This window comes from Streptomyces sp. NPDC050161 (assembly GCF_044460025.1).
Taxonomy (GTDB): domain Bacteria; phylum Actinomycetota; class Actinomycetes; order Streptomycetales; family Streptomycetaceae; genus Streptomyces.
Genome location: NZ_JBITJM010000003.1, coordinates 446,035 through 470,962 on the forward strand (window position 1 = coordinate 446,035; position 24,928 = coordinate 470,962).

Annotated in this window: 21 protein-coding genes and 1 pseudogene; 8 read left to right on the forward strand and 14 right to left on the reverse strand. The window is 71.5% G+C overall.

All coding sequences use genetic code 11. From position 1 onward, the window contains the following. Nucleotides 1–124: 124 nt before the first annotated feature. Entirely contained in the window at nt 125–2,764 is a 2,640-nt protein-coding gene (locus tag ACIBK8_RS07345) for a PA14 domain-containing protein (protein WP_399040629.1), read from the reverse strand. A gap of 205 nt (nt 2,765–2,969) precedes the next feature. Between ACIBK8_RS07345 and ACIBK8_RS07350 the strand changes: the two genes are divergently transcribed. After that, the gene (locus tag ACIBK8_RS07350; protein WP_399040630.1) at nt 2,970–3,806 is read left to right on the forward strand and encodes an arylamine N-acetyltransferase; all 837 of its coding nucleotides are present in this window, start codon (nt 2,970–2,972) and stop codon (nt 3,804–3,806) included. A gap of 46 nt (nt 3,807–3,852) precedes the next feature. Here ACIBK8_RS07350 and ACIBK8_RS07355 read toward each other — a convergent pair whose 3' ends face one another. From ACIBK8_RS07355 to glyA, 5 genes are read right to left on the reverse strand one after another with little or no spacing between them, the layout of a single operon-like run. Next, entirely contained in the window at nt 3,853–4,473 is a 621-nt protein-coding gene (locus tag ACIBK8_RS07355) for a sarcosine oxidase subunit gamma (RefSeq protein WP_399040631.1), read from the reverse strand. After that, a complete protein-coding gene (locus ACIBK8_RS07360; protein ID WP_399040632.1) occupies nt 4,463–7,345 on the reverse strand; it encodes a sarcosine oxidase subunit alpha family protein in 2,883 nt (960 codons plus the stop codon). Before ACIBK8_RS07360 ends, ACIBK8_RS07355 begins: the two co-directional genes overlap by 11 nt. Then, the gene (locus ACIBK8_RS07365) at nt 7,342–7,710 is read right to left on the reverse strand and encodes a sarcosine oxidase subunit delta (protein WP_399040633.1); all 369 of its coding nucleotides are present in this window, start codon (nt 7,708–7,710) and stop codon (nt 7,342–7,344) included. Before ACIBK8_RS07365 ends, ACIBK8_RS07360 begins: the two co-directional genes overlap by 4 nt. 12 nt (nt 7,711–7,722) lie before the next feature. Next, nucleotides 7,723–8,943 carry a sarcosine oxidase subunit beta family protein gene (locus tag ACIBK8_RS07370; protein ID WP_399040634.1) on the reverse strand — a complete coding sequence of 407 codons (1,221 nt, stop codon included), beginning with the start codon at nt 8,941–8,943 and terminating at the stop codon, nt 7,723–7,725. Continuing rightward, on the reverse strand, nt 8,940–10,295 hold the full coding sequence (gene glyA, locus ACIBK8_RS07375) for a serine hydroxymethyltransferase (protein ID WP_399040635.1): 1,356 nt from the start codon (nt 10,293–10,295) through the stop codon (nt 8,940–8,942). Before glyA ends, ACIBK8_RS07370 begins: the two co-directional genes overlap by 4 nt. A 95-nt stretch (nt 10,296–10,390) precedes the next feature. Here glyA and ACIBK8_RS07380 point away from each other — a divergent pair, with 95 nt between their 5' ends. The 4 genes from ACIBK8_RS07380 to ACIBK8_RS07395 all read left to right on the forward strand — a co-directional run bounded on the left by ACIBK8_RS07380 (nt 10,391) and on the right by ACIBK8_RS07395 (nt 14,168). Further along, nucleotides 10,391–11,050, forward strand: a complete 660-nt coding sequence (locus ACIBK8_RS07380; protein ID WP_399040636.1) for a GntR family transcriptional regulator — start codon at nt 10,391–10,393, stop codon at nt 11,048–11,050. A 90-nt stretch (nt 11,051–11,140) separates the two neighbouring features. Continuing rightward, nucleotides 11,141–12,244, forward strand: a complete 1,104-nt coding sequence (locus tag ACIBK8_RS07385; protein WP_399040638.1) for an NAD(P)-dependent alcohol dehydrogenase — start codon at nt 11,141–11,143, stop codon at nt 12,242–12,244. 216 nt (nt 12,245–12,460) lie between these two features. Continuing rightward, on the forward strand, nt 12,461–13,330 hold the full coding sequence (locus ACIBK8_RS07390) for a D-alanyl-D-alanine carboxypeptidase family protein (protein ID WP_399040640.1): 870 nt from the start codon (nt 12,461–12,463) through the stop codon (nt 13,328–13,330). A gap of 310 nt (nt 13,331–13,640) precedes the next feature. Further along, the gene (locus tag ACIBK8_RS07395) at nt 13,641–14,168 is read left to right on the forward strand and encodes a DUF4232 domain-containing protein (RefSeq protein WP_399040642.1); all 528 of its coding nucleotides are present in this window, start codon (nt 13,641–13,643) and stop codon (nt 14,166–14,168) included. 190 nt (nt 14,169–14,358) lie between these two features. On the opposite strand, the gene ACIBK8_RS07400 is transcribed toward ACIBK8_RS07395, so the two are convergent. From ACIBK8_RS07400 to ACIBK8_RS07410, 3 genes are all read right to left on the reverse strand, one after another. Continuing rightward, the gene (locus ACIBK8_RS07400) at nt 14,359–15,477 is read right to left on the reverse strand and encodes a chitinase (protein WP_399040643.1); all 1,119 of its coding nucleotides are present in this window, start codon (nt 15,475–15,477) and stop codon (nt 14,359–14,361) included. 291 nt (nt 15,478–15,768) lie between these two features. After that, nucleotides 15,769–16,452 (reverse strand): class I SAM-dependent methyltransferase, encoded by a 684-nt coding sequence (locus ACIBK8_RS07405; protein WP_399040645.1) that lies wholly within the window; start codon nt 16,450–16,452, stop codon nt 15,769–15,771. 93 nt (nt 16,453–16,545) lie between these two features. After that, a complete protein-coding gene (locus ACIBK8_RS07410) occupies nt 16,546–17,043 on the reverse strand; it encodes a winged helix-turn-helix transcriptional regulator (protein WP_399040646.1) in 498 nt (165 codons plus the stop codon). A gap of 94 nt (nt 17,044–17,137) precedes the next feature. Here ACIBK8_RS07410 and ACIBK8_RS07415 point away from each other — a divergent pair, with 94 nt between their 5' ends. Beyond that, nucleotides 17,138–17,782 (forward strand): dihydrofolate reductase family protein, encoded by a 645-nt coding sequence (locus ACIBK8_RS07415; RefSeq protein ID WP_399040647.1) that lies wholly within the window; start codon nt 17,138–17,140, stop codon nt 17,780–17,782. A gap of 257 nt (nt 17,783–18,039) precedes the next feature. On the opposite strand, the gene ACIBK8_RS07420 is transcribed toward ACIBK8_RS07415, so the two are convergent. Further along, nucleotides 18,040–19,101, reverse strand: a complete 1,062-nt coding sequence (locus tag ACIBK8_RS07420; protein ID WP_399040648.1) for an ATP-dependent DNA ligase — start codon at nt 19,099–19,101, stop codon at nt 18,040–18,042. Between the two features lie 104 nt (nt 19,102–19,205). Between ACIBK8_RS07420 and ligD the strand changes: the two genes are divergently transcribed. Then, on the forward strand, nt 19,206–20,210 hold the full coding sequence (gene ligD / locus ACIBK8_RS07425; protein ID WP_399040649.1) for a non-homologous end-joining DNA ligase: 1,005 nt from the start codon (nt 19,206–19,208) through the stop codon (nt 20,208–20,210). A gap of 57 nt (nt 20,211–20,267) precedes the next feature. Here the strand turns inward: ligD and ACIBK8_RS07430 are convergent, their stop codons facing one another. Next, nucleotides 20,268–20,987, reverse strand: coding sequence for an HAD family hydrolase (locus ACIBK8_RS07430; RefSeq protein ID WP_399040651.1), 720 nt, complete (start codon nt 20,985–20,987; stop codon nt 20,268–20,270). 52 nt (nt 20,988–21,039) lie between these two features. Next, nucleotides 21,040–21,519 carry an Lrp/AsnC family transcriptional regulator gene (locus ACIBK8_RS07435; RefSeq protein ID WP_393681181.1) on the reverse strand — a complete coding sequence of 160 codons (480 nt, stop codon included), beginning with the start codon at nt 21,517–21,519 and terminating at the stop codon, nt 21,040–21,042. A gap of 129 nt (nt 21,520–21,648) precedes the next feature. Here ACIBK8_RS07435 and ACIBK8_RS07440 point away from each other — a divergent pair. Beyond that, a pseudogene (locus ACIBK8_RS07440) lies at nt 21,649–21,768 on the forward strand (cytochrome P450); the annotation flags it as partial. A gap of 99 nt (nt 21,769–21,867) precedes the next feature. Here ACIBK8_RS07440 and ACIBK8_RS07445 read toward each other — a convergent pair. Continuing rightward, complete coding sequence (locus ACIBK8_RS07445; protein WP_399040652.1) at nt 21,868–23,691, reverse strand: coagulation factor 5/8 type domain-containing protein; 1,824 nt, start codon at nt 23,689–23,691, stop codon at nt 21,868–21,870. Between the two features lie 183 nt (nt 23,692–23,874). Next, nucleotides 23,875–24,921 (reverse strand): Lrp/AsnC family transcriptional regulator, encoded by a 1,047-nt coding sequence (locus ACIBK8_RS07450; RefSeq protein WP_399040653.1) that lies wholly within the window; start codon nt 24,919–24,921, stop codon nt 23,875–23,877. Nucleotides 24,922–24,928: the final 7 nt, after the last annotated feature.

The following is a 24,928-nucleotide window of genomic DNA, read 5'->3' on the forward strand; positions in this document are numbered from 1 at the left end:
TGCCGGACTCTCCTGATCGCGCCATGATCCTCGGACGCCTCAGCATCCCATGAGCACTCCCCGCGGGGCGAGTGTGTTCGGGTGGCGGACCGGTGTGCGCGGGGCGGCGGGGCCCGACGGGGGGTCAGGGAGCGGGGCAGTGGGCCGGTGCGGGGCGTGACGCGTCCCGGATCAGCGCCTCGTTCGCCGCCTTCAGCCGTTTCACGTCGGGTTTGACCACTCTCCTGTCGTACGTCAGCAGGCCGTTCAACTCGCCCTCGACATCCGTGATCTGCGTGTAGACGGCGCCGTTGCCGCCCTGGCAGGCCAGTTTGCGGACCTCGCCGAGCCGCTCCAGGTAGTCGTCCGTGTACGTCGCCGGATCCACGTCGACGTACGACTGCTGGACGGCCCAGGCGTGTCCGGGCACCGCGAGGCCGAGGCCGCCGTACTCGCCGCTGACCCGGGCCCGTTTGCCGTCGGACGCGGGCAGTTGGGCGCCCGGGTAGGCGTGGGCGTCGGCGATGTCGCCGTTGCCGCCGTCGACGGCGCCGCAGCAGTTGATGCCGCTCATGTTGTCGACCGGGCGGGTCGGATCCCAGCTCTTGGCCAGGCCGGCGACGCGGGCCGGGTCGTACTGGCCCCAGCCTTCGTTGAAGGTGACCCACAGGGCGATCGAGGGGCTGCTGCGGTGCTGGTCGATCATGGCCTTCAGCTCGTGCTCGTACTCGGCGCGTGCGGCGGTGTCCGGGGTGCGGCTCATCGCGGGCATGTCCTGCCAGACCAGCAGGCCCAGCTTGTCGGCCCAGTAGTACCAGCGGTCGGGCTCGGCCTTGATGTGCTTGCGGACGGAGTTGAAGCCCATCTTCTTGTGCATCGTCAGGTCGTACGCGAGGGCGTCGTCGGTCGGCGCTGTGTGCAGCCCGTCGGGCCAGAAGCCCTGGTCGAGGGTGGCCATCAGGAAGGTGGGCCGCCCGTTGACGAGGGTGCGCGGGGTGCCGTTGACCTTCTCGACGGCCACCGAGCGCATCCCGAAGTAGCTGCCGACCCGGTCGTGTCCGATGCCGGCCTTGAGTCCGTAGAGGAACGGGTCGTCGGGCGACCACAGATGGGGGCCGGGGATCTTCAGCCGCAGTGGTTCGCCGGTGCGTCCGTGCGCCGTGGCGACCTTCTTCTTCCCGTCGTAGGCGGTGGCGGTGAACGGCACCCCGGCGCGTACGCCGCGCGCCTCGACGGTCAGTGTGCGGTGCGCGACGTCGGGGGTGAGGGTGAGGGAGTCGGCGTGGTCGGCGGCCACCGGCTCCATCCACACGGTCTGCCAGATGCCGGACGACGGGGTGTACCAGATGCCGCTGGGATCCTTGCGCTGCTTGCCGACCGGCGGGTTGGGGCCGTCCGGCGCGTCGGTCGGGTCGTGGACGCCGACGATCAACTCCTGGGTGCGGCCGGGCTTGAGCGCGTCGGTGACGTCGGCGCCGAACCTGTCGTACCCGCCCCGGTGGGCGGCGACCTTCGTGCCGTTGACGTACACGGTGGACTGCCAGTCGACGGCATCGAAGTTGAGGCGCAGCCGGGTGCCGCCGCCGACGTGCCAGCCGTCGGGGACGGTGAAGGTGCGGCGGTACCACATGCGGTCCTCGTGCCGCTCGATGCCGGAGAGCTGGGACTCGACGGGGTAGGGCACCAGGATCTTCTCGCCGAGCCGCTTGCCGACCGGCGGTGCCTCGCCCGCCTTGGCGGCGGCGAACTGCCAGCTGCCGTTGAGGTTCTGCCAGGCGTCGCGGGTGAGCTGCGGGCGCGGATACTCGGGGTGTGCGTTGTCAGGCCCGACCTTGTCGGCCCAGCGCGTCCGCAGTTCGTGCTCCGACGTGTTGCGGCCGCTCGCCCAGAAGGACCCGATGGCCTTGCCGTCGCCGCCGGTCAGGCCGCCCTTGCCGTCGTAGCGCAGCTCGGCGGTGCCCGCGGCGCCGCCGCCCTTCTTGCCGACGACGGGTTCCTTCAGTCCGACGAGCAGGACGCGCGGGTCCTTCGGGTCGGCCGTGACCTCGCCCAGCGGCCAGGCGGCGCCGCCGATGACGGCCTTCAGATGACCGGCGAGACCGGCCGGGGGCGCCGCGACGGGCCGCGCGAAGTCGAGCTTGAGCCGGCGGCCGTCCCGGAGCACGGTCGCGGCCACGGCGCCGTCGTAGTCGTAGCCGTCCGGGAGGCGGAACGCCGACGACGGGACGGCCTTCTTGGCCTCGCCGGGTTCGGTCCAGCGCAGGTGCAGGTTGGAGCCGCCGAAGTGCTCGAAGTACTCGATCTTGAGGTCGTGGGCGGTGCCCGCGGTCAACTCCACGGGCCGGGAGGTCTGTTCCTTGTCCCAGTCGTCGACCCAGTGGTCGATGGTGAGCTGGCCGTCCACCCACAGCCGGAAGCCGTTGTCGCCGCTCATCGAGAAGGTGGTGGGCCCCGACTTCTCCGGTACGACCTTGCCGGTCCAGCGGACGCCGGTGTCGTCGTCCTGGCCGGTGGCGTACCGGAGCCGGGAGTCCAGGCTGCCGAAGTCGATGTCCGGGTCGAAGCCGGTGGCCTTGAGCGTGTGGAGGTCGAAGGCGCCCGGCGCGGACTGGGTGTAGTACTCGCCCTTCAGCCCGTGGGGCCCGTCCGTGCCGGCCGCCGTGGCCGCGGCAGGCACGGCGGACGCGGCGGGCGCAGCGGGCGCGCCGCACGCGCCGAGGCCGGCCAGGCCCAGCGCGGCGCCGAGCAGCAGCGCCAGGTGTCGTCCGGTTCGTCGGGTGCGCACGGGTCCTCCTCGGTACCGAAAGGGCGGCTCGTCACCGGCACGGACGGCGTCCGCCGGTACGTCGCCGGTGCGCCGGGGAGGAGCTGCGGTGGGCATGACAGCACGGCGGCCGGAGCGCCGTCCAGGCCGCCCGGGGCAGGGTGTCCGGTACGGGCGGCCTCCCCCGGGTGGGCCCCACGGGCACCCGAGGACGGAGGATGGGGCCATGACTACGACACCCGAGCCGCCCGCCGGCCTCGACCTGCCCGCCTATTTCGACCGGATCGGTGTCGACCGGGACCAGGGCCCCGACCTCGGCTCACTGCGGCGCATCGTGGCCGCGCACGCGCGGGCGATCGCGTTCGAGAACCTCAGCCCGTTCACCGGCCGGGAGGTCCCGCTCGATCAGGGAGCGCTGACGGCGAAACTGGTGCACGGCGGCAGGGGCGGCTACTGCTTCGAGCAGAACCTGCTGCTCAAGGGTGTCCTGGACGCGCTGGGCCTGCGCACCACAGGACTCGGGGCGCGCGTGGTGTGGGGCCGCCCGGACGGGGCCGCGCCCGGGGCCCGTACGCACATGCTGCTGCGCGTCGAGCTTCCGCAGGGCCCGCACCTCGTCGACGTGGGATTCGGCGGTGTGACGCTGACCGGCGTGCTCGCCCTGGAGACCGGGACCGAACAGCCCACCCCGCACGAGCCGTTCCGCCTGATGCCCGACGGGCCGCACGGCTATGTGATGCAGGCCAGGGTCCGTGACACCTGGCGGCCGGTGTACACCTTCGACCTCGGCGAGCAGCTCCTGGCCGACTACCAGGTGAGCAACTACTACCTCTCCCACCACCCGGCCTCGCCGTTCACCTCGGGACTGATGGCGGCCCGGCCCGCCGCCGACCGCCGCTACGCGCTCAACGGCGCCGCCTTCGCCGTGCACCACCTGGACGGGCCGACCGAACGGCGCACCCTGGACGGCCCGTCCGGGGTGCGCCGGGTCCTGGAGGAACACTTCCTGCTGGACCTGACGGGCCTGTCCGGTCTCGACGCCGCACTGGCCCGGCTGTTCTGAGCGCCGCAGGCGGACGCCGTGCGCCGGTCCGGCCGTGCCCCGGACCTCAGTCCACCTCGGGCAGCGCGTACTCGCTCATCGCGTCCATCAGCCAGCGCGCCAGATGGTCGGCGAACGAGGAACGGGGCAGCAGGCGGTAGCTGTCGCCGCCGGTCTGCCAGAGGATGACGGGTACCGGCCCGACCTGGGTGCTGACCGCCTGCCCCCGGCCGAAGGCCCGTGGATGCAGATCGAGGGGACAGCCCTTCTCCAGCACCTGCCGTGCGGCGGGGCCGCGCAGTTCCAGGACGGTGCGGTTCGCCGAGACGTCCACCACGGACCCCGGCTCCCCGGCGAGCGCGGCGGCCAGCTCCGCGGTGCGGGCGGGCGCTCCCGGCGGCGCGACGACCAGCCATTCGTCGGGCCCCAGCCACAGGGTGGTGCCGGATCCGGCGGACGCCGTACGGCCGCAGCGGACCGGCAGGGCGGCGCCCAGCACCTTCTCGATCCGGGCCGCGGCGGGCGATGCGGGGTCGACGCGCAGGTTCACCATCACGGCACAGGGCCACTCGGCCAGTGCCACCGCGCGCGGCCCGGTGACCGTCGCGGCGCGCAGGGCTGCGGTGAGGTGGGCCAGCGGGCTGCGGCACAGCGCGGCAGGTCCGGTGGTGGAGAGGTCAGCCGTCACGCTTGGTCCCTTCGGGGTCGTAGAGCACGGGCGATGACACCTCGACGGGCACCAGCTCGTCACCGTGCACGGCGACGAGGGTGCTGCCGATCCGGTCGCGTCCCGCGGCGACCAGCGCCAGGGCGAACGGCCGGCCGAGCGCCGGGCTGTAGTAGCTGGAGGTGACGTGGCCGAGCATCGGCACGGGCCCGTCATCCGGTGTGACGGGCACGCCCCGGTCGATGATCTGGGTGCCTTCGGGCAGCCGGGTGCGGCCGTCGGCCGGCAGCAGCCCGACCAGGTGCTTGCGGTCCCCGCGTGCGGTGTCGGGCCGGGAGAAGGACCGCTTGCCGACGAAGTCCTTGAGCCGGGAGACGACCCAGGGCATGCCGGCGTCCTGCGGGGTGACCGTGCCGTCGGTGTCCTGGCCGACGATGATGAAGCCCTTCTCGGCGCGGAGCACGTGCATGGCCTCCGTGCCGTACGGGGTGATGCCGAAGGGGCGCCCCGCCTCGGCGACCTGTTCCCAGACGGCGTGGCCGTACCAGGCCGAGACGTTGATCTCGTAGGCGAGTTCACCGGAGAAGGAGATCCGGCAGACACGGGCGGGCACACCGGACGCCAGGGTGGTCTCGCGGAAGGCCATGAAGGGGAAGGCGTCGTTCGAGACGTCCAGTGCGGGGGCGAGGCGGGCGATGACGTCGCGGGAGCGGGGGCCGACCACGGCGACGGTGGTCCACTGCTCGGTGACCGAGGTGCACACCACGTCCAGCTCCGGCCATTCGGTCTGCAGCCACTCCTCCAGCCAGTCGAGTACGGCCGCGGCGTTGCCGGTCGTGGTGGTCATGAAGTAGCGGTCGTCGGCGAGGCGGAGGGTGACGCCGTCGTCGAAGATCATGCCGTCCGGTGTGCACATCACGCCGTAGCGGGCGAGGCCGGGCTTCAGCTTCTTGAAGCCGTTGGTGTAGATGCGGTTGAGGAATTCCCCGGCGTCCGCGCCCCGTATCTCGATCTTGCCGAGGGTGGACGCGTCCATGAACGCCACCCCCTCCCGGGCCGCCCGGCACTCGCGGATCACCGCGCGGTCCATGTCCTCGCCCGGCCGCGGGTAGTAGCGGGGCCGCTTCCACCGGCCGACGTCCTCGAACACCGCGCCCTGCCCGACGTGCCAGTCGTGCACCGCCGTCCTGCGCTCCGGGTCGAAGAGCGCGCCCCGCTCGCGGCCCGCCAGCGCCGCGAAGGCCACGGGTGTGTAGGGCGCGCGGTAGGTGGTGGTGCCGAGCGCCCCGGGCGAACTCCCGCCGAGCAGCGTCCCGATGACCCCGATCGCGTTGACACCGGAGGTCTTGCCCTGGTCGTTGGCTGTGCCGAGCGAGGTGTAGCGCTTGACGTGCTCGGCGTCGCGCATACCGGCGCCGGTGGAGCGCCGCAGGTCGGCGACGGTGACGTCGCGTTGGAGGTCGACGAAGTGGGTGTCCTCGTCACCGTCGTCGCCGGGGATCAGCCACAGGGGCCGTACGGTCCACGGCCCGGCGGGTCCGGCCGCCCACGCGGGCGGAGCGTCCGGGGCCGGTGCCTCGGGGTGACCGGCTGCCGCCGCCGCGTGGGCGCCCGCCCGCGCGCCGTCGGCCAGGCAGCCGGCGAGGTCGTGGATGCCACGGGCGGCACCGGCCGACCGCTGGTCATCGACCGGTTCGCCGGGGACGAAGGCGGCGCGGTCCGCGTCCCAGCGCAGCGCGCCCTGCCGCTGGCTGTGCAGGTGCACCGCGGGGCTCCAGCCGCCGGACACCGCCAGCAGATCGCAGTCGTAGGACCGGCCGGGCCCGGTGGTCCCGCCGTCGTCGTCCAGTGCGCGGACGGTGACGCCGGTGAGCCGGGGCGCGCCCGCGGTACCGGTCACGGCGCTCGCGGCATGCACCGGAACGCCGGTCGACGCGGCGAACTCGGCTGCCCTGGCGGAGAGTTGGGGTCGCGCGTCGATGACGGCCGCGACGGTGACACCGACCGTGTGCAGGTCGGCGGCCGTGTCGTAGGCGCTGTCGTTGGTGGTGGCGACCACGGCCCGCGAGCCGGGCGCCACCGCGTAGCGGTTGACGTAGGTGCGCACCGCCGACGCCAGCATCACGCCGGGCCGGTCGTTGCCCGCGCACACCAGTGGCCGCTCGTGGGCGCCGGTCGCCAGGACCACCTGACGGGCCCTGATGTGCCACAGCCGCTGCCGCGAGACCCCGGCCGGCGCGTCCGCGCCGAGGTGGTCGGTGCGCCGCTGCACGGCCAGCACGTAGTTGCCGTCGTACGAGCCGAAGGCGCTGGTGCGGGTGAGCACCCGGGTCTCCGGTGCGGTGTCCAGCGCGGCGCGGGTCGCGGCGGCCCAGGCGCGGGCGGACTCGCCGGAGCCCGCGCCTTCGGAGAGCAACGACCCGCCGGTCTCCGGCTGTTCGTCGATGAGGACGACCCGGGCACCGGCTCCGGTCGCCGCTGTGGCCGCCGCGAGTCCCGCCGGTCCCGCGCCGATGACCAGGACGTCGGTGTGCACGTACTTCTTGTCGTAGACCGCGGTGTCCGGCGTCGGGTCCAGCCTGCCGCGGCCGGAGAGCGTGGTGGCGGCAAGGCCGTCGTGCAGCTCGACGGTGGTGGCGGGCAGCATCCCCTCCGAGCAGGGACCGGCCAGCTGGAGAAGGGCGTTGGGCTCTTCCACACCCGCGGCGACGATGCCGCGCGGGCGCCCGCGGTAGAGGGAGGGCGCCACCTCGATGACGCCGCCCGCGAGCATCGCGGAGGCGACGGTGTCGCCCGGGTGGCCGGTCAGCTCGCGCCCGTCGAGGGTGAAGCGCAGCGTGGTGCTCCGGTCGATCAGGCCGCCGTGCGGCAGCCGGTGGTGCTGCTCGGTCATCGGTTCCCTCCGGAGGGTGCGGACGCCGGGGTGTCGCCCGGGGACGGTGCTGCGGCGGATGGCGGTGCGGCCTGCGGCCGGTCGCCGGGCGGCGCGGCGGGCCGTGGTTCGTTCAGCCGGTAGGTGGCCAGAATCCGGTAACTCGCGGTGTCCCTGAGGGTGTTGAACCAGCGGCGGCAGCCGGTGGCGTGCATCCACCGCTCGGCGAAGGGCCCCTTGGGGTTGTCGCGGTAGAAGACGTAATCGGCCCACTGCCGGTCGTCGAGGGCCGCGGGGTCGGCGGGGTGGGGGACATGGGCCTGGCCCCCGTAGTGGAACTCGGTCTCGTCGCGCGGACCGCACCAGGGGCATGTCAGGAGGAGCACGGTGACCTTCTCTCAGTGGGCCACGGCCGCGGCGCCGTGTTCGTCGATGAGCGCTCCCGTGGTGAACCGTTCGAGGGCGAAGGGCGCGTTGAGCGGGTGCGGGGTGCCGGTGGCGAGGGTGTGCGCGAAGGTCCAGCCGGCCGCCGGGGTGGCCTTGAAACCCCCGGTGCCCCAGCCGCAGTTGACGAACAGACCGTCGACGGGGGTGGCGCCGATGACCGGCGAGGCGTCCGGGGTGACGTCCACGATCCCGCCCCAGGTGCGCAGCACGTGCGCGCGGGCGAAGACCGGGAACAGCTCGACGGCCGCCGCCATCTGCTGCTCGATGACGTGGAACGCGCCGCGCTGCCCGTACCCGTTGTATGCGTCGACCCCCGCGCCCATCACCAGCTCGCCCTTGTGCGCCTGCGAGACGTACACGTGCACGTGGTTGGACATGACCACGGTCGGATGGACCGGCTCGTGCAGTTCGGAGACCAGCGCCTGGAGCGGGTGGGACTGCACCGGCAGCCGGAACCCGGCCAGTTCGGCCAGCACGCTGCTGTGTCCGGCGGCGGCAAGCCCGACCCGCCCGGCGTGGATGCGGCCCCGGGTGGTCTCGACGCCGGTGACCCGGTTCCCGTCCTTCAGGAAGCCGGTGACCTCGCAGCCCTGGATGAGGTCGACCCCCAGCTCGTCGGCGCGCCGGGCCAGCGCCCAGGCGACGTGGTCGTGCTTGGCGATGCCGGCCCGCGGCTGGTAGGTGCCGCCGAGCACGGGATAGCGGGTGTCGGGTGAGGTGTTGAGGATCGGGCAGATCTCGGCGATCTCGTCGGGGCCGAGCCACACGGAGTCGATGCCGTTGAGCCGGTTGGCGTTGGCCCTGCGGGTGCCCTCCCGTACGTCCTGGAGGGTGTGCGCGAGGTTGAGGACGCCGCGCTGGCTGAAGAGGAAGTCGTAGTCCAGCTCGTCGGGCAGCCCCTCCCACAGCTTCAAGGCGTGCTCGTAGAGCGCCGCGCTCTCGTCCCAGAGGTAGTTGGAGCGGATGATCGTGGTGTTGCGGGCCATGTTGCCGCCCGCCAGCCAGCCCTTCTCCAGGACGGCGACGTTCGTGATGCCGTGCACCGACGCGAGGTAATAGGCGGTGGCGAGTCCGTGCCCGCCGCCGCCGACGATGACGACGTCGTAGGAGGAGCGGGGCCCGGGATTGCGCCAGAGGTGCTCGGGGTGCTCGGGGAGTGGCTCGGTGCTCATCCGGCGGATCCCTTCAGGCCGTGCGCGGGGGCGGAGAGGTGGTCGTAGAGCGGGAACGCCTCGGCGAGCGCCGCGACGCGGTCGCGCAGCGTGGCGGCACGCGCCCGGCTCAACTCCCGGTGGTGCGCGTCCTGATCACCCATCAGGGCCTGCGCGATGATGTCGGACACCTCGCGGAACTCCTCGGCGCGAAAGCCCCTGGCCGCCAGCGCGGGGGTGCCGATGCGCAGCCCCGACGACACCATCGGGGGCCGCGGGTCGAAGGGCACCGCGTTGCGGTTGACGGTGATGCCGATGCGGTGCAGCCGGTCCTCGGCCTGTTGGCCGTCCAGCGTGGAGTTGCGCAGGTCGACGAGGACGAGATGGACCTCGGTGCCGCCGGTGAGCACGGAGAGGCCCGCCTCGGCGGTGTCGTCGGCCAGCAGCCGTCCCGCCAGTGCCCGCGCGCCGTCCAGCGTGCGCTGCTGGCGCTCGCGGAAGGCCGGTGTCGCGGCGATGCGCAGGGCGACCGCCTTCGCCGCGATCACGTGCTCCAGGGGCCCGCCCTGCTGGCCGGGGAACACCGCGCTGTTGATCTTCTTGGCGAGCGCGGCCCGGCTCAGGATCAGCCCGCCGCGCGGTCCGCCCAGCGTCTTGTGCGTGGTGGTGGTGACCACGTCCGCGTACGGCACGGGACTGGGGTGCAGACCGGCGGCGACCAGACCCGCGAAGTGGGCCATGTCCACCAGCAGATACGCGCCGACCTCGTCCGCGATCCGGCGGAAGGCGGCGAAGTCCAGCTGCCGGGGATAGGCCGACCAGCCCGCGACGATCATCTTCGGCCGGTGCTGCCTGGCGAGCTTCTCCACCTCCTCCATGTCGACCCGCAGATCGGATGCGCGGACGTGGTACGGGACGACGTCGTAGAGCCGGCCGGAGAAGTTGAGGCGCATCCCGTGCGTGAGGTGTCCGCCGTGCGCCAGGTCCAGGCCGATGAGGGTGTCGCCGGGTTCGAGGAGCGCGGCCATGGCGGCGGCGTTGGCCTGCGCGCCGGAGTGCGGCTGCACGTTGACCGCCTCGGCGCCGAAGAGTTCCTTGGCGCGGGCGATGGCGAGGCGTTCGATGACGTCGACGTGCTCGCAGCCGCCGTAGTAGCGGCGGCCCGGGTAGCCCTCGGCGTACTTGTTGGTGAGGGGCGACCCCTGGGCCTGCATCACCGCCGCCGGAGCGAAGTTCTCCGACGCGATCATTTCGAGGGTCGACTGCTGGCGGTCCAGTTCGGCGTCGATCGCCGCGGCGACCTCGGGGTCGAGGGTGCTCAGCGGGAGGGAGAGGTGGGAGGCGTCCGTGGTGACCGAAGAGTTCGCTGGCATCTGCGCACCGTCCTAAAATGCGTCTGGCGAGCAACTGATATATCAGAAGCTTGCGGTAACGTATGGGAGCCAACGGAACAGGTCAAGGGGGCCGGATGAAGCGCACGGAGCCCGGAGTTGAGGAGATCTCGCTCGCCGAGCGTGCCTACCGCGCCATTCGCGACCGGCTCGTGATGCTGGAGATCCGCCCGGGAGCCCCGATCAGCGAGGACCAGCTGGCACAGTCCCTCGGGCTCGGCCGCACCCCGGTCCGCGAGGCGCTCAAGCGCCTCCAGTACGAACGGCTGATCGCCACCTACCCGCGGCGCGGCACCTTCGCCACCGAGGTCAACATCACGGACCTGGCCCATATATCCGAGGTGCGCCGCCAGTTGGAGCCGATGGCCGCAGCTCAGGCCGCCCGACGCGCCACGGACGGCCACCGGGCCGCCCTCACCGCCCTCCTCGACGAGCTGGAGGACGGCACCGCACAGCAGCGCAGCGCCGACACGCTGATGCGCCTCGACCTCCAGGTCCACCGCGCCGTGTACGCCGCGACCCGCAACCCGTACCTCGAAGACACCCTCGTGCACTACGACAACCTGGCGACCCGGGTGTGGTGCCTCTTCGTCGACCGGCTGCCGGGCATGGCGGGACACATCGGCGAGCACGGCCCGCTGCTGCGCGCCGTCATCGCCGGTGACGCGGACAAGGCGGCCGAACTCGCCGACAGTCACGTCGACGGCTTCGAGCGGGCCATCCGCGCCGCCATCTGACCCCCGCCGCGCCACTGGGAACCCGCCCAACAGCCAAGCCGCATACCCTTCTTGACGTCGCGTCACCATTCGTCAAGAAGGAGCCGCCCGATGCCCAGGTCCCTCGCCGCCGTACTGCGCGCCGCCCGCACACCCCTGTCCGTCGAGTCCGTCGACGTGGAGGCGCCGCGCGACGACGAGGTGCTGGTCAAGGTGACCGCGTCCGGCATCTGCCACACCGACCTCGGGGTGATGGCGACCGCCGAGCCGGATCAGCTGCCGCTGATCCTGGGGCACGAAGGAGCCGGCGTGGTGGAGCAGGTCGGCGCGTCCGTCACCGAGGTGGCGGTCGGTGACCACGTCGTGCTCAGCTACGCCTACTGCGGCGCGTGCGACCGCTGCAAGGCGGGACGGTTCGTCCACTGCCCCGAGATGGCGAGGCTGAACTTCGGCGGCGCCCGCGCCGACGGCACCACCGCGTACCGCGCCGAAGGCGAGCCGGTGCACGGCCACTTCTTCGGCCAGTCGTCGTGGGCGGCGCACGTGGTGACCACGCCGCGCAACGTCGTGAAGGTGGACCGCGACCTGCCGCTCGAACTGCTGGGCCCGCTGGGGTGCGGGATCCAGACCGGCGCCGGAGCGGTGCTCAACACCCTGGACCCGGCGCCCGGCAGCTCGCTCGCCGTCTTCGGCGCGGGCTCGGTCGGCCTCTCGGCCGTCATGGCGGCGAAGGTGGCGGGCTGTGCGACCGTCATCGCCGTCGACCCGCTGGAGAGCCGCCGCGCGCTGGCCGCGGAACTGGGCGCCACGCACGTCATCGACCCCACGGACGAGGACCCCGCCGCTGCCGTGGTGCGGATCACCGGCGGCGGGGCGGACCACGCGGTCGAGTGCATCGGCATCCCCGCGGTCGTACGCCAGGCGCTGGAGTCCCTGACCGTGCCCGGCGTCTGCGCCACGGTCGGATTCCAGGGCGCCGCCAATGACATCACCATCGACCAGGGCCATTTGCTCCTCGGCCGTTCGCTGGTCGGCGTCGTCGAGGGCGATGCCGACCCGCACACCTTCATCCCGCGGCTGATCTCGCTCCACCGCGAAGGCAGGTTCCCGTTCGACCGGCTCGTCGAGGTATTCCCCTTCGAAGAGATCAACGAGGCGATCGACGCGGCACATCACGGAAAGGTCACCAAAGCGGTGGTCGAGTTCCCGTCGTGACGCACTGCCGGTGACGGAATTCCACCGGGGATACCAGGATTTGAGGAAGTGCCACCCATAGGACGACGCTTCGGCGGCGCGAAGCGGAGGATAATCATGCCGCGGGTGTGCATCCATACGCCCGTCTCATGCGTCTCATGGGTAAGCGGGCATCCTCATGTGCCCGTCCTGTAAAGGGTATTTGGAGCATTTATCTTGAAAATCGCAAATAGGGGCATGAAGCGCACCTCCGCGGTCGTCGTCACCGCGGGCGCTGTCCTGTCCGCCGGAGCGTTCGCCGCTCCGGCGCAGGCCGCCACCGTCAAGGCGCCGTCGATCGCCGCCAAGGGCGGCTTCGTCATGAACAACGGCTCGGGGAAGACCCTCTTCACCAAGGCCGCCGACACCCGGCGTTCGACCGGCTCCACCACCAAGATCATGACCGCTCGGGTGGTGCTCGCCCAGAAGAACCTCAACCTGAAATCCAAGGTCACGATCCAGAAGGCGTACAGCGACTACATCGTCTCGAAGGGCGCGTCATCGGCGCGCCTCATCGTCGGCGACAAGGTCACCGTCGGCCAGCTGCTGTACGGGCTGATGCTCCCGTCCGGCTGCGACGCCGCGTACGCGCTGGCCGACAAGTTCGGCAGCGGCTCCACCCGGGCCGCCCGGGTGAAGTCGTTCATCGGCAAGATGAACGCCACCGCCAAGAGCCTGGGCCTGAAGAACACGCACTTCGACTCGTTCGACGGCATCGGTCACGGCGCGAACTACTCGACGCCGCGCGACCTGACCAAGCTCGCCAGCAGCGCGATGAAGTACTCCACCTTCCGCAACGTCGTGAAGACGAAGTCGACGACGCAGAAGGTCACGATGAAGAGCGGTGGCTACCGCAACATGTCGTGGACCAACACGAACACCCTGCTCGGCAGCTACAAGGGCGCCATCGGTCTGAAGACGGGATCGGGCCCCGAGGCCAAGTACTGCCTGGTCTTCGCCGCCACCCGTGGTGGCAAGACGGTCATCGGCACCGTCCTCACCTCCTCCTCGGTCGCCAACCGTACGGCGGACGCGAAGAAGCTGATGGACTACGGCTTCAAGAAGTAACACAGCAGGTACCCGGCAGGGGCCCGTCCGCGACCTCCGGGTGGCGGGCGGGCCCCTGCGCCGTGCGAGGCCGCTCCGGCACCAACATCCGTACGTTAGTGATCTGTTAGCCGTTCGGCAGCGCCACCCGGCAGTGTGGTGTGTGGGGGGAAACGAACGGGACGTCACCGGCCGGATCTGTGTCCGGTTCCGCCGTCCGCGGCCGTCGCGCGCTGCGCGAGCCAGGCACGGCACGGCACGGAACGGGCCCCCGAAGCCGTGGCGTCGGTCGCTTCCCCCGTCCTGATACGGATTCGAGGAGATGATGACCATGCGTGGTCTGCGTACCGCCCTTATCGCCACCGCTGCCGTCGCGCTTGCCGGTGGGATGACCGCGGGTGTCGCGTCCGCCGCGACCACCGGCGCGTCCGCCGCCGGTGCCTGCCAGCCGGGGACGCTGAAGGTGTCGACCACCCCCGGGGACGGCAGCCAGTCGGGCATGAACCATGCAGGGACCTACCTGAAGGTCAAGAACACCGGCAAGACCGCCTGCTCGTTCAGCGGCTACCCGGGTCTCGCCCTGGAGGGCAAGGGCCACACGGCCCTCAAGACCACGGCGCGGCACGGTGACACCTACTTCGCCAAGGACCCCGGAGTCCACAAGGTCACCCTGAAGCCGGGCCAGGCCGCCTACGCCGACCTGGTGTGGACCCACACCGGCGCCTCCACCGCCCACGCCAAGTACCTGCAGGTCTCCCCGACCGGCAGCAACTCGCACAGCGTCATCTCCTTCGACCAGGAAGTGGACAACGGCACGCTGTCCGTCACCGCCTGGTCGGCGAAGCTGCCGACTGCCTGATCCCTTTTACGGCTGCGGGCCGGCACCCTCTTCGCGAGGGTGCCGGCCCGCACCCTTTGCGGGATGATGCCTGCCGGTCCGAACCACAGGAAATTGCCTGCGCGTCATCTTCCTTTTCCCGGACGGCAGTTCACTTGTGGAAGACAGGGAATCCGGGGGGAATTCCGGCGTACCGCCGCTCGTGAATTCCTCAACGCCCCTGCAATGACTTGGCGTTGTCGCCGAACGTCCATCCCTTGGAACCGTCCCAATTGATCGACCAGGCCATCAGCCCCTTCAGCCCGTTCCCGTACGTGCTCCACGCCTTCGACACCAGGTCCGGTGACATGTAGCCGCCCCCGGCGCCGGGCTGGGCCGGAAGTCCCGGGACCTGCTTGTCGTACGGGACCTTGATCGTGGTGCCCTGGACGACCAGTCCCTTGTTGAGGCAGTCGGTCTGGGCGGTGAACCCCTCGACGGTGCCGGCGGAGTACGAGTCGCCCGAGCACCCGTACATGCTGCCGTTGTAGTACTGCATGTTGAGCCACCACAGCCGGCCGTTGTCCGCGTACTTCTTCACGATGGGCAGGTACGCGCCCCAGATCGAGCCGTAGGTCACGCTGCCGCCGGTGACGTACGCCGTCTCGGGCGCCATCGTCAGGCCGAAGTTCGACGGCATCTTGCCGAGGATGCCGTCGATGATGCGGATGAGGTTGGACTGCGAGGGGGACAGCTTGTTGATGTCGCCGCTGCCGCTGAGCGCCGTCTCGATGTCGATGTCGATGCCGTCGAAGTGATACTTCTTCAGGATCGGCACGAGCGTCTCGACGAACCGGTCGGCGACGGTGCTGGAGCTGAGGTCGATGCCCGCCGTCGCACCGCCGATGGACATCAGGAGGGTCAGGCCGTCACTCTTCGCCTGGCACATCTCCTCCGGCGTCGCGACCTTCACCGTGGAGTCCATCCCGTCCTCCCACAGCGCGGTGCCGTCCGAACGGACCACGGGGAAGGCGGCGTTGATGACGTTGTATCCGTGGTCGCGGATCCGCTTGTCGGTGATCGGGATCCAGCCCAGCGGCGGGTGCACGCCGTTCGACGCGCCGTCCCAGTTCTCCCAGTAGCCCTGGACGACCTTCCCGGTGGGCTTGGACTTGACCGCGCAGGGGTCGTCCTTCGCCGCGTGCGGTGCACGCGGTGCCGAGGCGCTCTGGGCGTACGCGGCGGGGGCGGGCGGGACTTGCGGGGCGCTCGGTGCCGCGGCGACCAGCAGGTGCGTGACGAAGGCCGTTGCCAGGCCGATTCCCAGCAGGTGTGACGTCCGACGTTTCATGCTGTGCTCCCTTCTTGCCATGGCGGGCCCGCAGCGCATCCGTTGCGGTACCCGTGGGGGCATGGCGCGGGGTGGGTGGGTAGCAGCCACCGGTTGTCGTGCCGCGTCGCATGCCGGTCGGCCGGCCGGCGGTGGAGCGGTGAGGGGAGAGCGGGGGAGGGGGTGGCCTGGAGGCGTACGTGAGGTGACGCGGTGGCGCGCCACACCGTAAGTTGGTCCAGACCTGTCGTCAAGAGGTCTGTACCAAACCGAAGTTGAGGTGAGGCGCCGTCGGCGTGCCCACGGCACGGGTCAGACCCGGGTGGCCACCACCAGGCGGCAGCGCGGGCTGCCGTCCGCCCGCAGCCCCAGCTCCGCCCGGACCTCCGTCAGCCGGAACGGCCGGTAGTACATGACGAAGGCCGGCCGCCACAGCAGATTGCGCACCCGCATCGCCGCGTCGAAGGCGGCCACGGCCCAGTAGAGCGAGCTTCCCGGGCGGGCGGGCGCCGCGAGCGGGAAGACGAACCTTCCGCCGGGCCGCAGCACCGAGCGCACCTGGGCGAACATGCCGGGCCACTCGCGCGGCAGGAAGTGCCCGAACGCCCCGAAGCTGACCGCCAGATCGAAGACGGGACCGAACGGCAGGGCCCGCGCATCGCCGCGCACCCAGTCCACCCGCGGCCCGTCACCGGCCACCGGCCGCGTACGCCGCGCCACCGCCAGCATCCCGGCGCTGAGGTCCGCACCCACGGCCCGCGTCCGGCACACCTGCCGCAGTACGCCCGTCCCGGCGTCGGTCCCGCAGCAGACGTCCAGACCGCTGTCGAACGGCCCCAGTTCACGGAGGGCGGCGGCCGTGGCGTCGAGCACGGCGTCCGGCGTACGGAAGGGCGTGTGGTCGAACTTCGGGGCGAGCAGGTCGTAGCCGCGCTCCACCGACGACAGCGCCTGCACGGCCAGTTCGCGGAGCGTGGGACCTTCACGGGTGAACATGGCGGCTCAGCATACGGGTGCCGGACCTGCGGGAGCGGGGAAGGGCAGGGGCGAGCGGCGGAAGGGGGCGCCCTGGAGCCCGGCCTCGGCCCGTCAGGGAGTCTGTGACCGAGCAGCTTCGTACGCTTGTTGCAACCGCTCGGAAGCGGTGGGGCTGTTGGGGGCTTCGCGGGTGGCGCCGAGGTGGATCTCGCGCAGTTCGTCCATGAGCTCACCGACGAGGTGCGGGGAACCCTCCGCGAGGATGCGGGCGCGCACCGCAAGCTCCGGGGTGGTGGGCCGGTGCTGTAGCCCCCACGCGCCGAGGGCGACCATCACGGGGAGGGTCTGGATGCCGGCTTCGGTGAGGGTGTAGGTCGCTTTCTGGCCGCGCGTGGCATCGTCGCGGCTGAGCAGGCGTGCCTCGACGAGCTTGCGCAGGCGGCTGGCGAGGATGTTGGACGCGATGCCTTCGTCGTTCCGGGTCAGAAGATCGCGGAAGTGACGACGTCCGCCGAAGATCACGTCACGAAGCACGATCAGAGTCCACGGGTCTCCCAGGACCTCCACCGCGGCGTTGATCGCGCAACCCGAACGCGGCTTCTCGCGCATCGCGCACCTCCTGACTGATTGCGACTCGCAACTCCTCCATTGTAGGGTTCGTCAACCAGTTGCAGATCGCAATCACTCGCTGAAGGTGCATCACATGGCCAAGGTCCGCGTGCAGAACTTTCATGTCTCCCTCGACGGCTACAGCGCAGGCGAGACGATCACGATCGACGCACCTATCGGGGGCGCCGAGAGGCTGTTCGCGCGCTTCGACGGGCGGGTCATCCACGGTGTGGACGCCGTGGATGACCCGATCACCCTCGATCGCGCTCTCACGAGCACCTGGGGCCAGGGCGTCGGGGCCGAGATCATGGGCCGGGGCAAGTTCGGTCCGCAGGCCGGCGAGTGGACCGACGACGACTGGCGAGGCTGGTGGGGCGACGAGCCTCCCTTCCGTACGCCCGTGGTCGTGCTCACTCACCACCGGCGTGACCCCATCCACTTCGGCAACGGGACGAGTTTCCACTTCCTCGACGCCACGCCCGAGGACGCACTCGCATACGCCCAGGACCTCGCGGACGGCCGGGACGTTCGCATCGGCGGTGGCCCCTCCACCGTCCGGCAGTTCCTGACGGCCGACCTCATCGACTTCATGCACCTGGTCACCGTGCCCATCACCCTCGGCGCCGGAGTCTCGATGTGGGACGGGCTGGCCGAAGTTCAGGACCGCTTCACCATCGAGTCGGCGACCTCGGCAAGCGGCCTTGTGCACCACCTCTGGAATCGAATCACCGCTGACTAGGGACTGTCTTCGGCCGTGACCACGCCCCGGCTGGGACATCGGTCAGGTGGGACAGTTGGTGTGACACGTGCGCAACTCACGCACTGCGACGGGGAGTTCATCGGGCCGTTCCTGACCGACCGGCGGGAACGGCGCGGGCTCATCACGGCTCGGCAGGCATACGGGCCAGCGAGGAGATCGTGGCCGCGCTTGAGGCGCAGCGACCATCTGGCTCCGCAGCCTCCTGCAAGCCCAGTGATCACAACCGGAGACCGGCCCTACCCGCCCAGCACCTCCGTCAGGTCGTAGCGCACCGGCTCGGTCAGTTGCGCGTACGTGCACTGGGCGGGTTCGCGGTCCGGGCGCCAGCGGCGGAACTGGGCGGTGTGCCGGAAGCGGTCGCCCTGCATGTGGTCGTAGGCGACCTCGACGACCCGCTCGGGGCGCAGTGGCAGCCAGGACAGGTCCTTCTTGCCCGTCCATCGGCTCGGCCCGCCCGGCAACCGGCCCGTGGCCTGGGCCTCTTCGCTGGTCCACCGCTCCCACGGATGCCCTTCGACGGAGGCCATCAGCAGCGGTTCGAGTTCCGTCATCAGCTCCTGGCGCCGCCGCATGGGGAAGGAGGCGCAGACGCCGACGTGCTGGAGCCGGCCCGTGTCGTCGTAGAGCCCCAGGAGCAGGGAGCCGACCACGGGGCCGCTCTTGTGGTGGCGGATGCCGGCCACGACGCAGTCGGCGGTCCGCTCGTGCTTGACCTTGGTCATGACGCGCTCACCCGGCCGGTACGCCATGCCGGGAGGCTTGGCGACGACGCCGTCGAGCCCCGCGCCCTCGAAGCGGTCGAACCAGCTGCGGGCCAGGTCGAGATCGTCGGTTGCGGGTGCGGGGAAGACGGGCGCGGTGGCGTCGCGCAGCGCCGCGGTCAGCTCGCGGCGGCGGGCCTGCTGCGGCTGCGGCATCAGCGATGCGTCGCCCAGGGCGAGCAGGTCGAACGCCACGAAGCTCGCCGGGGTCACCTCCGCCAGATGACGGACCCGTGAGTCGGCCGGGTGGATGCGTTCCAGGAGCGCGTCGAAGTCCAGCCGGCCCGCGCGGGCGATCACGATCTCGCCGTCGAGTACGCAGCGCGGCGGGATCCGCTCGCGCAGCGCCGCGACCAGCTCGGGAAAGTAGCGGGTCAGCGGCTTCGCCGAACGGCTGCCCAGCTCGATCTCGTCCCCGTCACGGAAGACGATCGCCCGGAAGCCGTCCCACTTGGCCTCGTACTGCATACCGGGCGGGATGGCCGCGGCGGTCTTCGCCAGCATCGGGTGCACGGGGGGCATCACCGGAAGGTCCATGGTCGTGATTGTGCGCGGGCGGGCCCGGCCACGCCCGCCGAGCCGCCGCCGCACGGACGGCCGCCGACGGGCGCTGCCCGCGCGGGCGGCCTAGCGTGAAGTGCATGGCAGAGACGCTGGAGCTGACCGCGGGCGGCCGGACGGTGCGGGTGTCCCACCCGGACAAGGTCTACTTCCCCGAGCGCGGCTTCACCAAGGGGGACGTGGCCCGCTACTACCTGAGCGTCGGTGACGGCATCCTGCGCGCGCTCCGGGACCGCCCCACGACGCTCCAGCGGCACCCCGACGGCGTGGACGGCGAGTCCTTCTTCCAGAAGCGGGCCCCCAAGAACCTCCCCGACTGGATCCCCACCGGCCGCATCGCGTTCCCCAGTGGCCGCTACGCCGACGAGATCTGCCCCACCGAACCGGCGGCCGTGCTGTGGGCGGCGAACCTCGGGTGCCTGACGTTCCACCCCTGGCCGGTACGCCGCGGCGACACCGACCACCCGGACGAACTGCGCATCGACCTCGATCCGCAGCCTGGCACGGCGTACGCCGACGCGGTGCGGGCCGCCGTCGAACTCCGGGAGGTACTCGCCGGACTGGGCCTGACCGGCTGGCCCAAGACCTCCGGCGGCCGTGGCCTGCACGTTTTCGTGCCGATCGCCCCCGACTGGGTCTTCACGCAGGTGCGGCGTGCGGCGATCGCCGTCGCCAGGGAGCTGGAGCGGCGGGCACCGGAGCGGATCACCACCGCGTGGTGGAAGGAGGAGCGCGGCGCCAAGATCTTCGTGGACTACAACCAGACCGCGCGGGACCGCACCATCGCCAGCGCCTACTCCGTACGTCCCTCCGCGCGCGCCCCGGTCTCCGCGCCGCTGCGCTGGGACGAGCTGACCCGCGCCGTACCCGAGGACTTCGACCTGGCCACGATGCCGGCCAGGTTCGCGGAGGCCGGCGACGTGCACGCCGACATGGACGCGCACGCCTTCCGGCTGGACGCGGCGCTCGAACTGGCCGACCGCGACGAACGCGACCACGGCCTGGGTGACCTGCCCTATCCGCCGGAGCACCCGAAGGTGAAGGGCGAGCCGAAGCGGGTCCAGCCGAGCCGCGCCAAGAAGTAACCCGGGCCGCCCCGGCCGCTGTTGCCCCCGAGGCGCCCGTGCCACACCGCCGTACGGTCAGGCAGACCGGTCGGGCTGCCCGAGCCAGTCGTACGCGGCCTGTGCGGTGAACTGGTCCTGGCCGCCGTCGAAGCGCAGCCCGGCCGTCGCGAACGCCGGGTCGTCCGCGGAGCCCGCGACGTACGGGACGGCGATGCACCGCATGCCCGCCCGGTGCGCGGCCTGTGCGCCGGGCGGCGCGTCCTCCAGCACCACGCAGTCGCCCGGCTCGGCACCGATGCGGCGCGCGGCCTCCAGGAACACGTCGGGTTCCGGCTTGCCGTGCGCCACCTCTTCCGCCGAGACCAGGGTGGTCAGTTGAGCGTCGAGGCCGGTGCCCGCGAGGACCGTCTCGATGGCGGTCCGTGAGGAGCCGGACGCCACCGCCATCGGGTGCCCTGCGCCGTGCAGCCGCTCCACGAACACGCGCATCTGCGGAAAGACCCGGGTGTGCGCCCGCGCCAGCTCCAGATACGCATGGTTCTTCGCGGCCAGCAGCTCCTCGATCGGCGCGTCGATGCGGTGCTCCCGCTTCAGCGTCAGCAGCGTCTCGCGGGTGCTGATGCCGATGAAGCGGGTGTGGTCATCCCAACTGAAGTCCGTCACGCCGTACCCGGCGAGCACCCGCCGCGCGGCTTCGAAGTAGTTCGGCTCGCTGTCCACCAGCGTCCCGTCCAGATCGAAGATCACCGGGACGGCGCGGGCGGACGGGGCGCGGGACACGGAGAGGCTAGTCATGCCCTCCAGCATGCCAAGGACGGCCGGCGCCCGGGTCCGCGCCCTGGCCGGATCAGCGCGGCCCCGCGGCGTCCCCGACCGCCTCCACCAGCGGCAGCATCCGGTGCGGCACCCGCTCGCGCAGCGCCACTTCGGTACGGGTGCGCACCACGCCAGGCAGGTTGATCAGCCGCTGGATCACGTCCTCCAGGTGCTCCGCGTCCCGCGCGACCACCCGCGCCAGCAGGTCACCGCCGCCGGTCGTCGAGAACGCCTCGATGATTTGCGGCACCTCGGCCAGTGCGTCCGCGACCTCCTCCAGGTGCCCCTGCGTCACCTCGATGTGGACGAAGGCCAGCACCGGATGCTCCAGCGCGGCGGGCGAGAGCCGCGGGCCGTAGGCCGTGATGACCCCGTCCCGCTCCAGCCGGTCGAGCCGCGCCTGCACCGTGCCGCGGGCGACGCCGAGCAGCCGGGCGTACTCCCGCACGCTGGTGCGCGGCTGTTCCAGCAGCAGCCCGAGGATTCTCGCGTCGAGAGCGTCAACGGCCATGGCCCCACGGCCTCCTCACGGTCTTCACGGCCGGCCGGTCGGGCCGGAAAGCGTCCAGGTGACTGTACCAATGGCCCCCTGTTCACGGATTTCTCCGGACCGCGGTGCGTACGGCCCTGCCGCGGCCCGGAGTCACTCCGCCTGCTACCGCCCTCGTGGAACCTGCTGCGGGTGGCGTCCCCCGAAGTCGCGGCGCTCGACGACCGGATCGGCGCGACGGACGACGTCCTGATGCTGCCGCTGCTCAGCCCGGCGGGCACGGTGCCGCCGCCCCGCCGCCCCGCCGCCCGCCGCGCCGGACGGACACGAAGGCCCGCCGGCACGGAACGGGGCGGCGGGCCGGGCGGGTCAGGGGTAGGAGACGACGGTGGAAGGCACCGTCGATTCGCCTGACGTGGGGGCGCCGATGTCGTTGATCACGTGCTCGTACTGCCCCTTGCCGCCCAGCGAGACGACCAGCAGGTCGTGGAGCTTGATGCCGGGCTTGTCGGGCGCCTTGAAGCCGTGGCCCTGGCGGATCGACGGGTCCACGTTGTAGAAGCAGTAGCTGCCCAGGCCCCACCCCTCGTGGGTGCTGACCTTGTCGGCGATGGCGTACGCGGCGAAGCCCTTGGTGTCGCCGTTCTGGATGGCGGCCTGATCGGGCGCGTCGTACGCCTTCTCGTTCTGGAAGAAGATGGTGCGGCCCTGCTCGCCGTGCCACTCCACGTCGTACTTGTTGAAGTGCTCGACGAACAGGCCGGTCGCCAGCACCCGGTCGCCGTTGACGCGGATGCCGTAGTCGGCCCTGTTGGTCTCCCAGCCCACGCCGTCGCCGTGGTCGGCGCGCCAGATCCAGGTGTGGTCGATGACGGTGTCGTTGCTGTTGATCACCATGCTGGTCGTCGCCTTGCCGGGGCCCGCGCCGCCGATCCGTACGAACACGTCCTGCACGGTGGTCGGGTTGCCTGAGTGGTCGGACGAGGCGCCGTCGGGGCCGACTTCGAGCAGGGTGGCGGAGTTGACGGGGCCGGCGTCGATCAGGAATCCGGCGAGCCGCACCCCGTCGACGTCCGCGACCCTCAGCGCGGTCACGCCGTTGTCCGGGACGATCGTGGCGTACCCCAGGCCGAGGACGACGGTGTTCGCGCGCCGCACCTCGACGGTCCGGTCGACGTGGTGGATGCCGGGGGTGAGCAGCAGGTTCAGGCCCTGCTCCAGCGCGGCGTTCAGGGTCGCCGCATCGGTGCCGGGCTTGACCACGTAGAAGCGGTCCAGCGGCAGGGACTCGCCGCGCGGTGTGCCGCCGCCCCAGCTCGTCCCGCGCGCGTCGGTGCGCTTCTCGGGGACGAAGACCTTGTAGGTGTCGCCGTCCAGGTGGAGGAACGGCTTCTCGCGGGAGACCGGGGTGGTGTCGAGGGTGGTGTAGGGCGGGTCGGGGAAGCCCTGCGCGGGCGCTCCCTCGACACCGGAGAACACCATGTTCCACACGGCGTTCTCCCAGCCGCCCACCGCGCTGTCGCGGGTGTACCACTGCTGCTGCGAGTACGGGCCGACGGTGCCGTCGATGCGGCTGTCGGCGATGTAGCCGCCGCTGGCCCAGCCGTAGCCGTCGGGTGCCAGGTTCAGCCCGCCCTTGACGTGCATCCGCCGGAACGGCGCCGCCTGGGCGACCGCCCACCGGTTGGTGCCGCTGACCGGCTTGAGGGCGAGGTTCTCCGCCGAGCGCCAGAAGTTCTGCGTCGCGTTGCCGTCGAACCAGCCCGCGTCCACGGTGACATCGCCGTTGATGGTTGTGTCGTCAGGCGACAGGCCCAGGCCCGCGATCGAGGTGTAGAAGCCGAGCTGGGCGTTGAGCCCGTCGTAGGTGCCCGGCTTGAACAGGAGCGCATACCGTCCGGTGCCGAACTGCGCGGTCTCCTGCTTCTGGAATATCTCGTCAAGTTTCGCCTGTATGCCGGGAGTTGACGGGTCGAAGACGAGGACGTTCGGGCCGAGGTCGCCGCCGCCCGGCAGTTGACCCGCGGCGGGGGCACCGGTCCTGGAGGGTGCGGCGGCGGCCGTGGCCGACGAGTCCATGGTCAGCAGGCCGGTGGCGGGGAGGGCGGCGGCCAGCGAGGCGACGACGCGTCGGCGCGAGGGGCCCGATGCGGCTGCTGAAGTGGCGTCGGCAGGTGTGGGGGGTCGAGACATGGAAGCTCTCCTGCTTCAGGTAGTGAACGATTGACGTCCATGAGAGCGCTCTCTTGCCTCATGCATGTTCATGGTGTGAGGACATGACGTCAAGGCGGCCGGCCGGTCCTGGACGTTCGCCGGGGTGCGAAATCCCCGCCGGGGCAAGGGCGTTGACCGATCGCGGCGACCGCTGACGCCGCCTCATCCGCCCCGGCCCGCCGCCGCTGCCCGCCAGCCGTCGATGGGCACCGTTCCACGACGGTAACCGTCCTCGTCCAGCAGGTGCCCGCTCAGCTTCACCGGCCACAGCGCCACCGCCCGGTCGCCGATGACGAGTCCCGGCGCCTTCCCGGTGACCCGGGTTTCCAGGCGCTGGACGTCGTCAACGGACCGCACCCAGGCGATGACCAGCAGATTGTGCCGCCCGGTGATCCCCGCGCACAGCCGGATGTCCCGCATCCCGGCGATCACCCGCGCGGTGTGCTCGACGGTGTCCGACGGCACCTGCGCCCACAGCACCGCCGCGACCGGCCGCTCGGACAGCGGACGGGCGATCTCGCACCGGATCTGCACCGCCCCGGAGTCGAGCAGCCGCTTGGTGCGCCGCCGTACGGTGTCCACGCTGGTGCCGCACGCGTCGGCGAGCGCGGTGTACGAGGCCCGCCCGTCCGCCGACAGCGCCACGATCAGCCTCCGGTCCAGCTCCGACAGCGCCGGGCCCGCCGCCCGCTCCCGTGCCTGCCGCCCCTCCGACAACCGCGCCACCTGGGCAGGGGCGAGCACACGCAGTCGCCACCGGCTGCCCTCCGTGTAGATGGCTCCGGCCAGCTGGGTACGCGCCGACGTGACACCCGGAAGCGAACCGAGTGCCTGGGTGACCCACCGGGACAGGGCGCCCAGGTCGGTGGTCATGACCGTCAGGAGCAGGTCCCGGTCGCCGCTGACGTGCTCGACGGTGGACACCATCGGCTGCCGCGCCAACCGGTCGGCGACGTCGAGGAGTTGACCGTTGGCGCAGTCCACCTCGATGAACGCCAGGCAGCCCTCGCCGGCCGCCGCCAGGGCCGGGCCCGGATAGCAGCTGATCCAGGCCGCGCCCCGGGTGCTCAGCCGCTTCCAGCGGCGGGCCAGGGTGACCGCGTCCAGGCCGAGCACCTCGGCGATCTTGGCCCAGCCCGCCCGTGGGCTGATCTGGAGGGCGTGGACGAGAGCCGAGTCCGTGGCGTCCAGCCGGTCGAAATCCTGCATGAGAAGA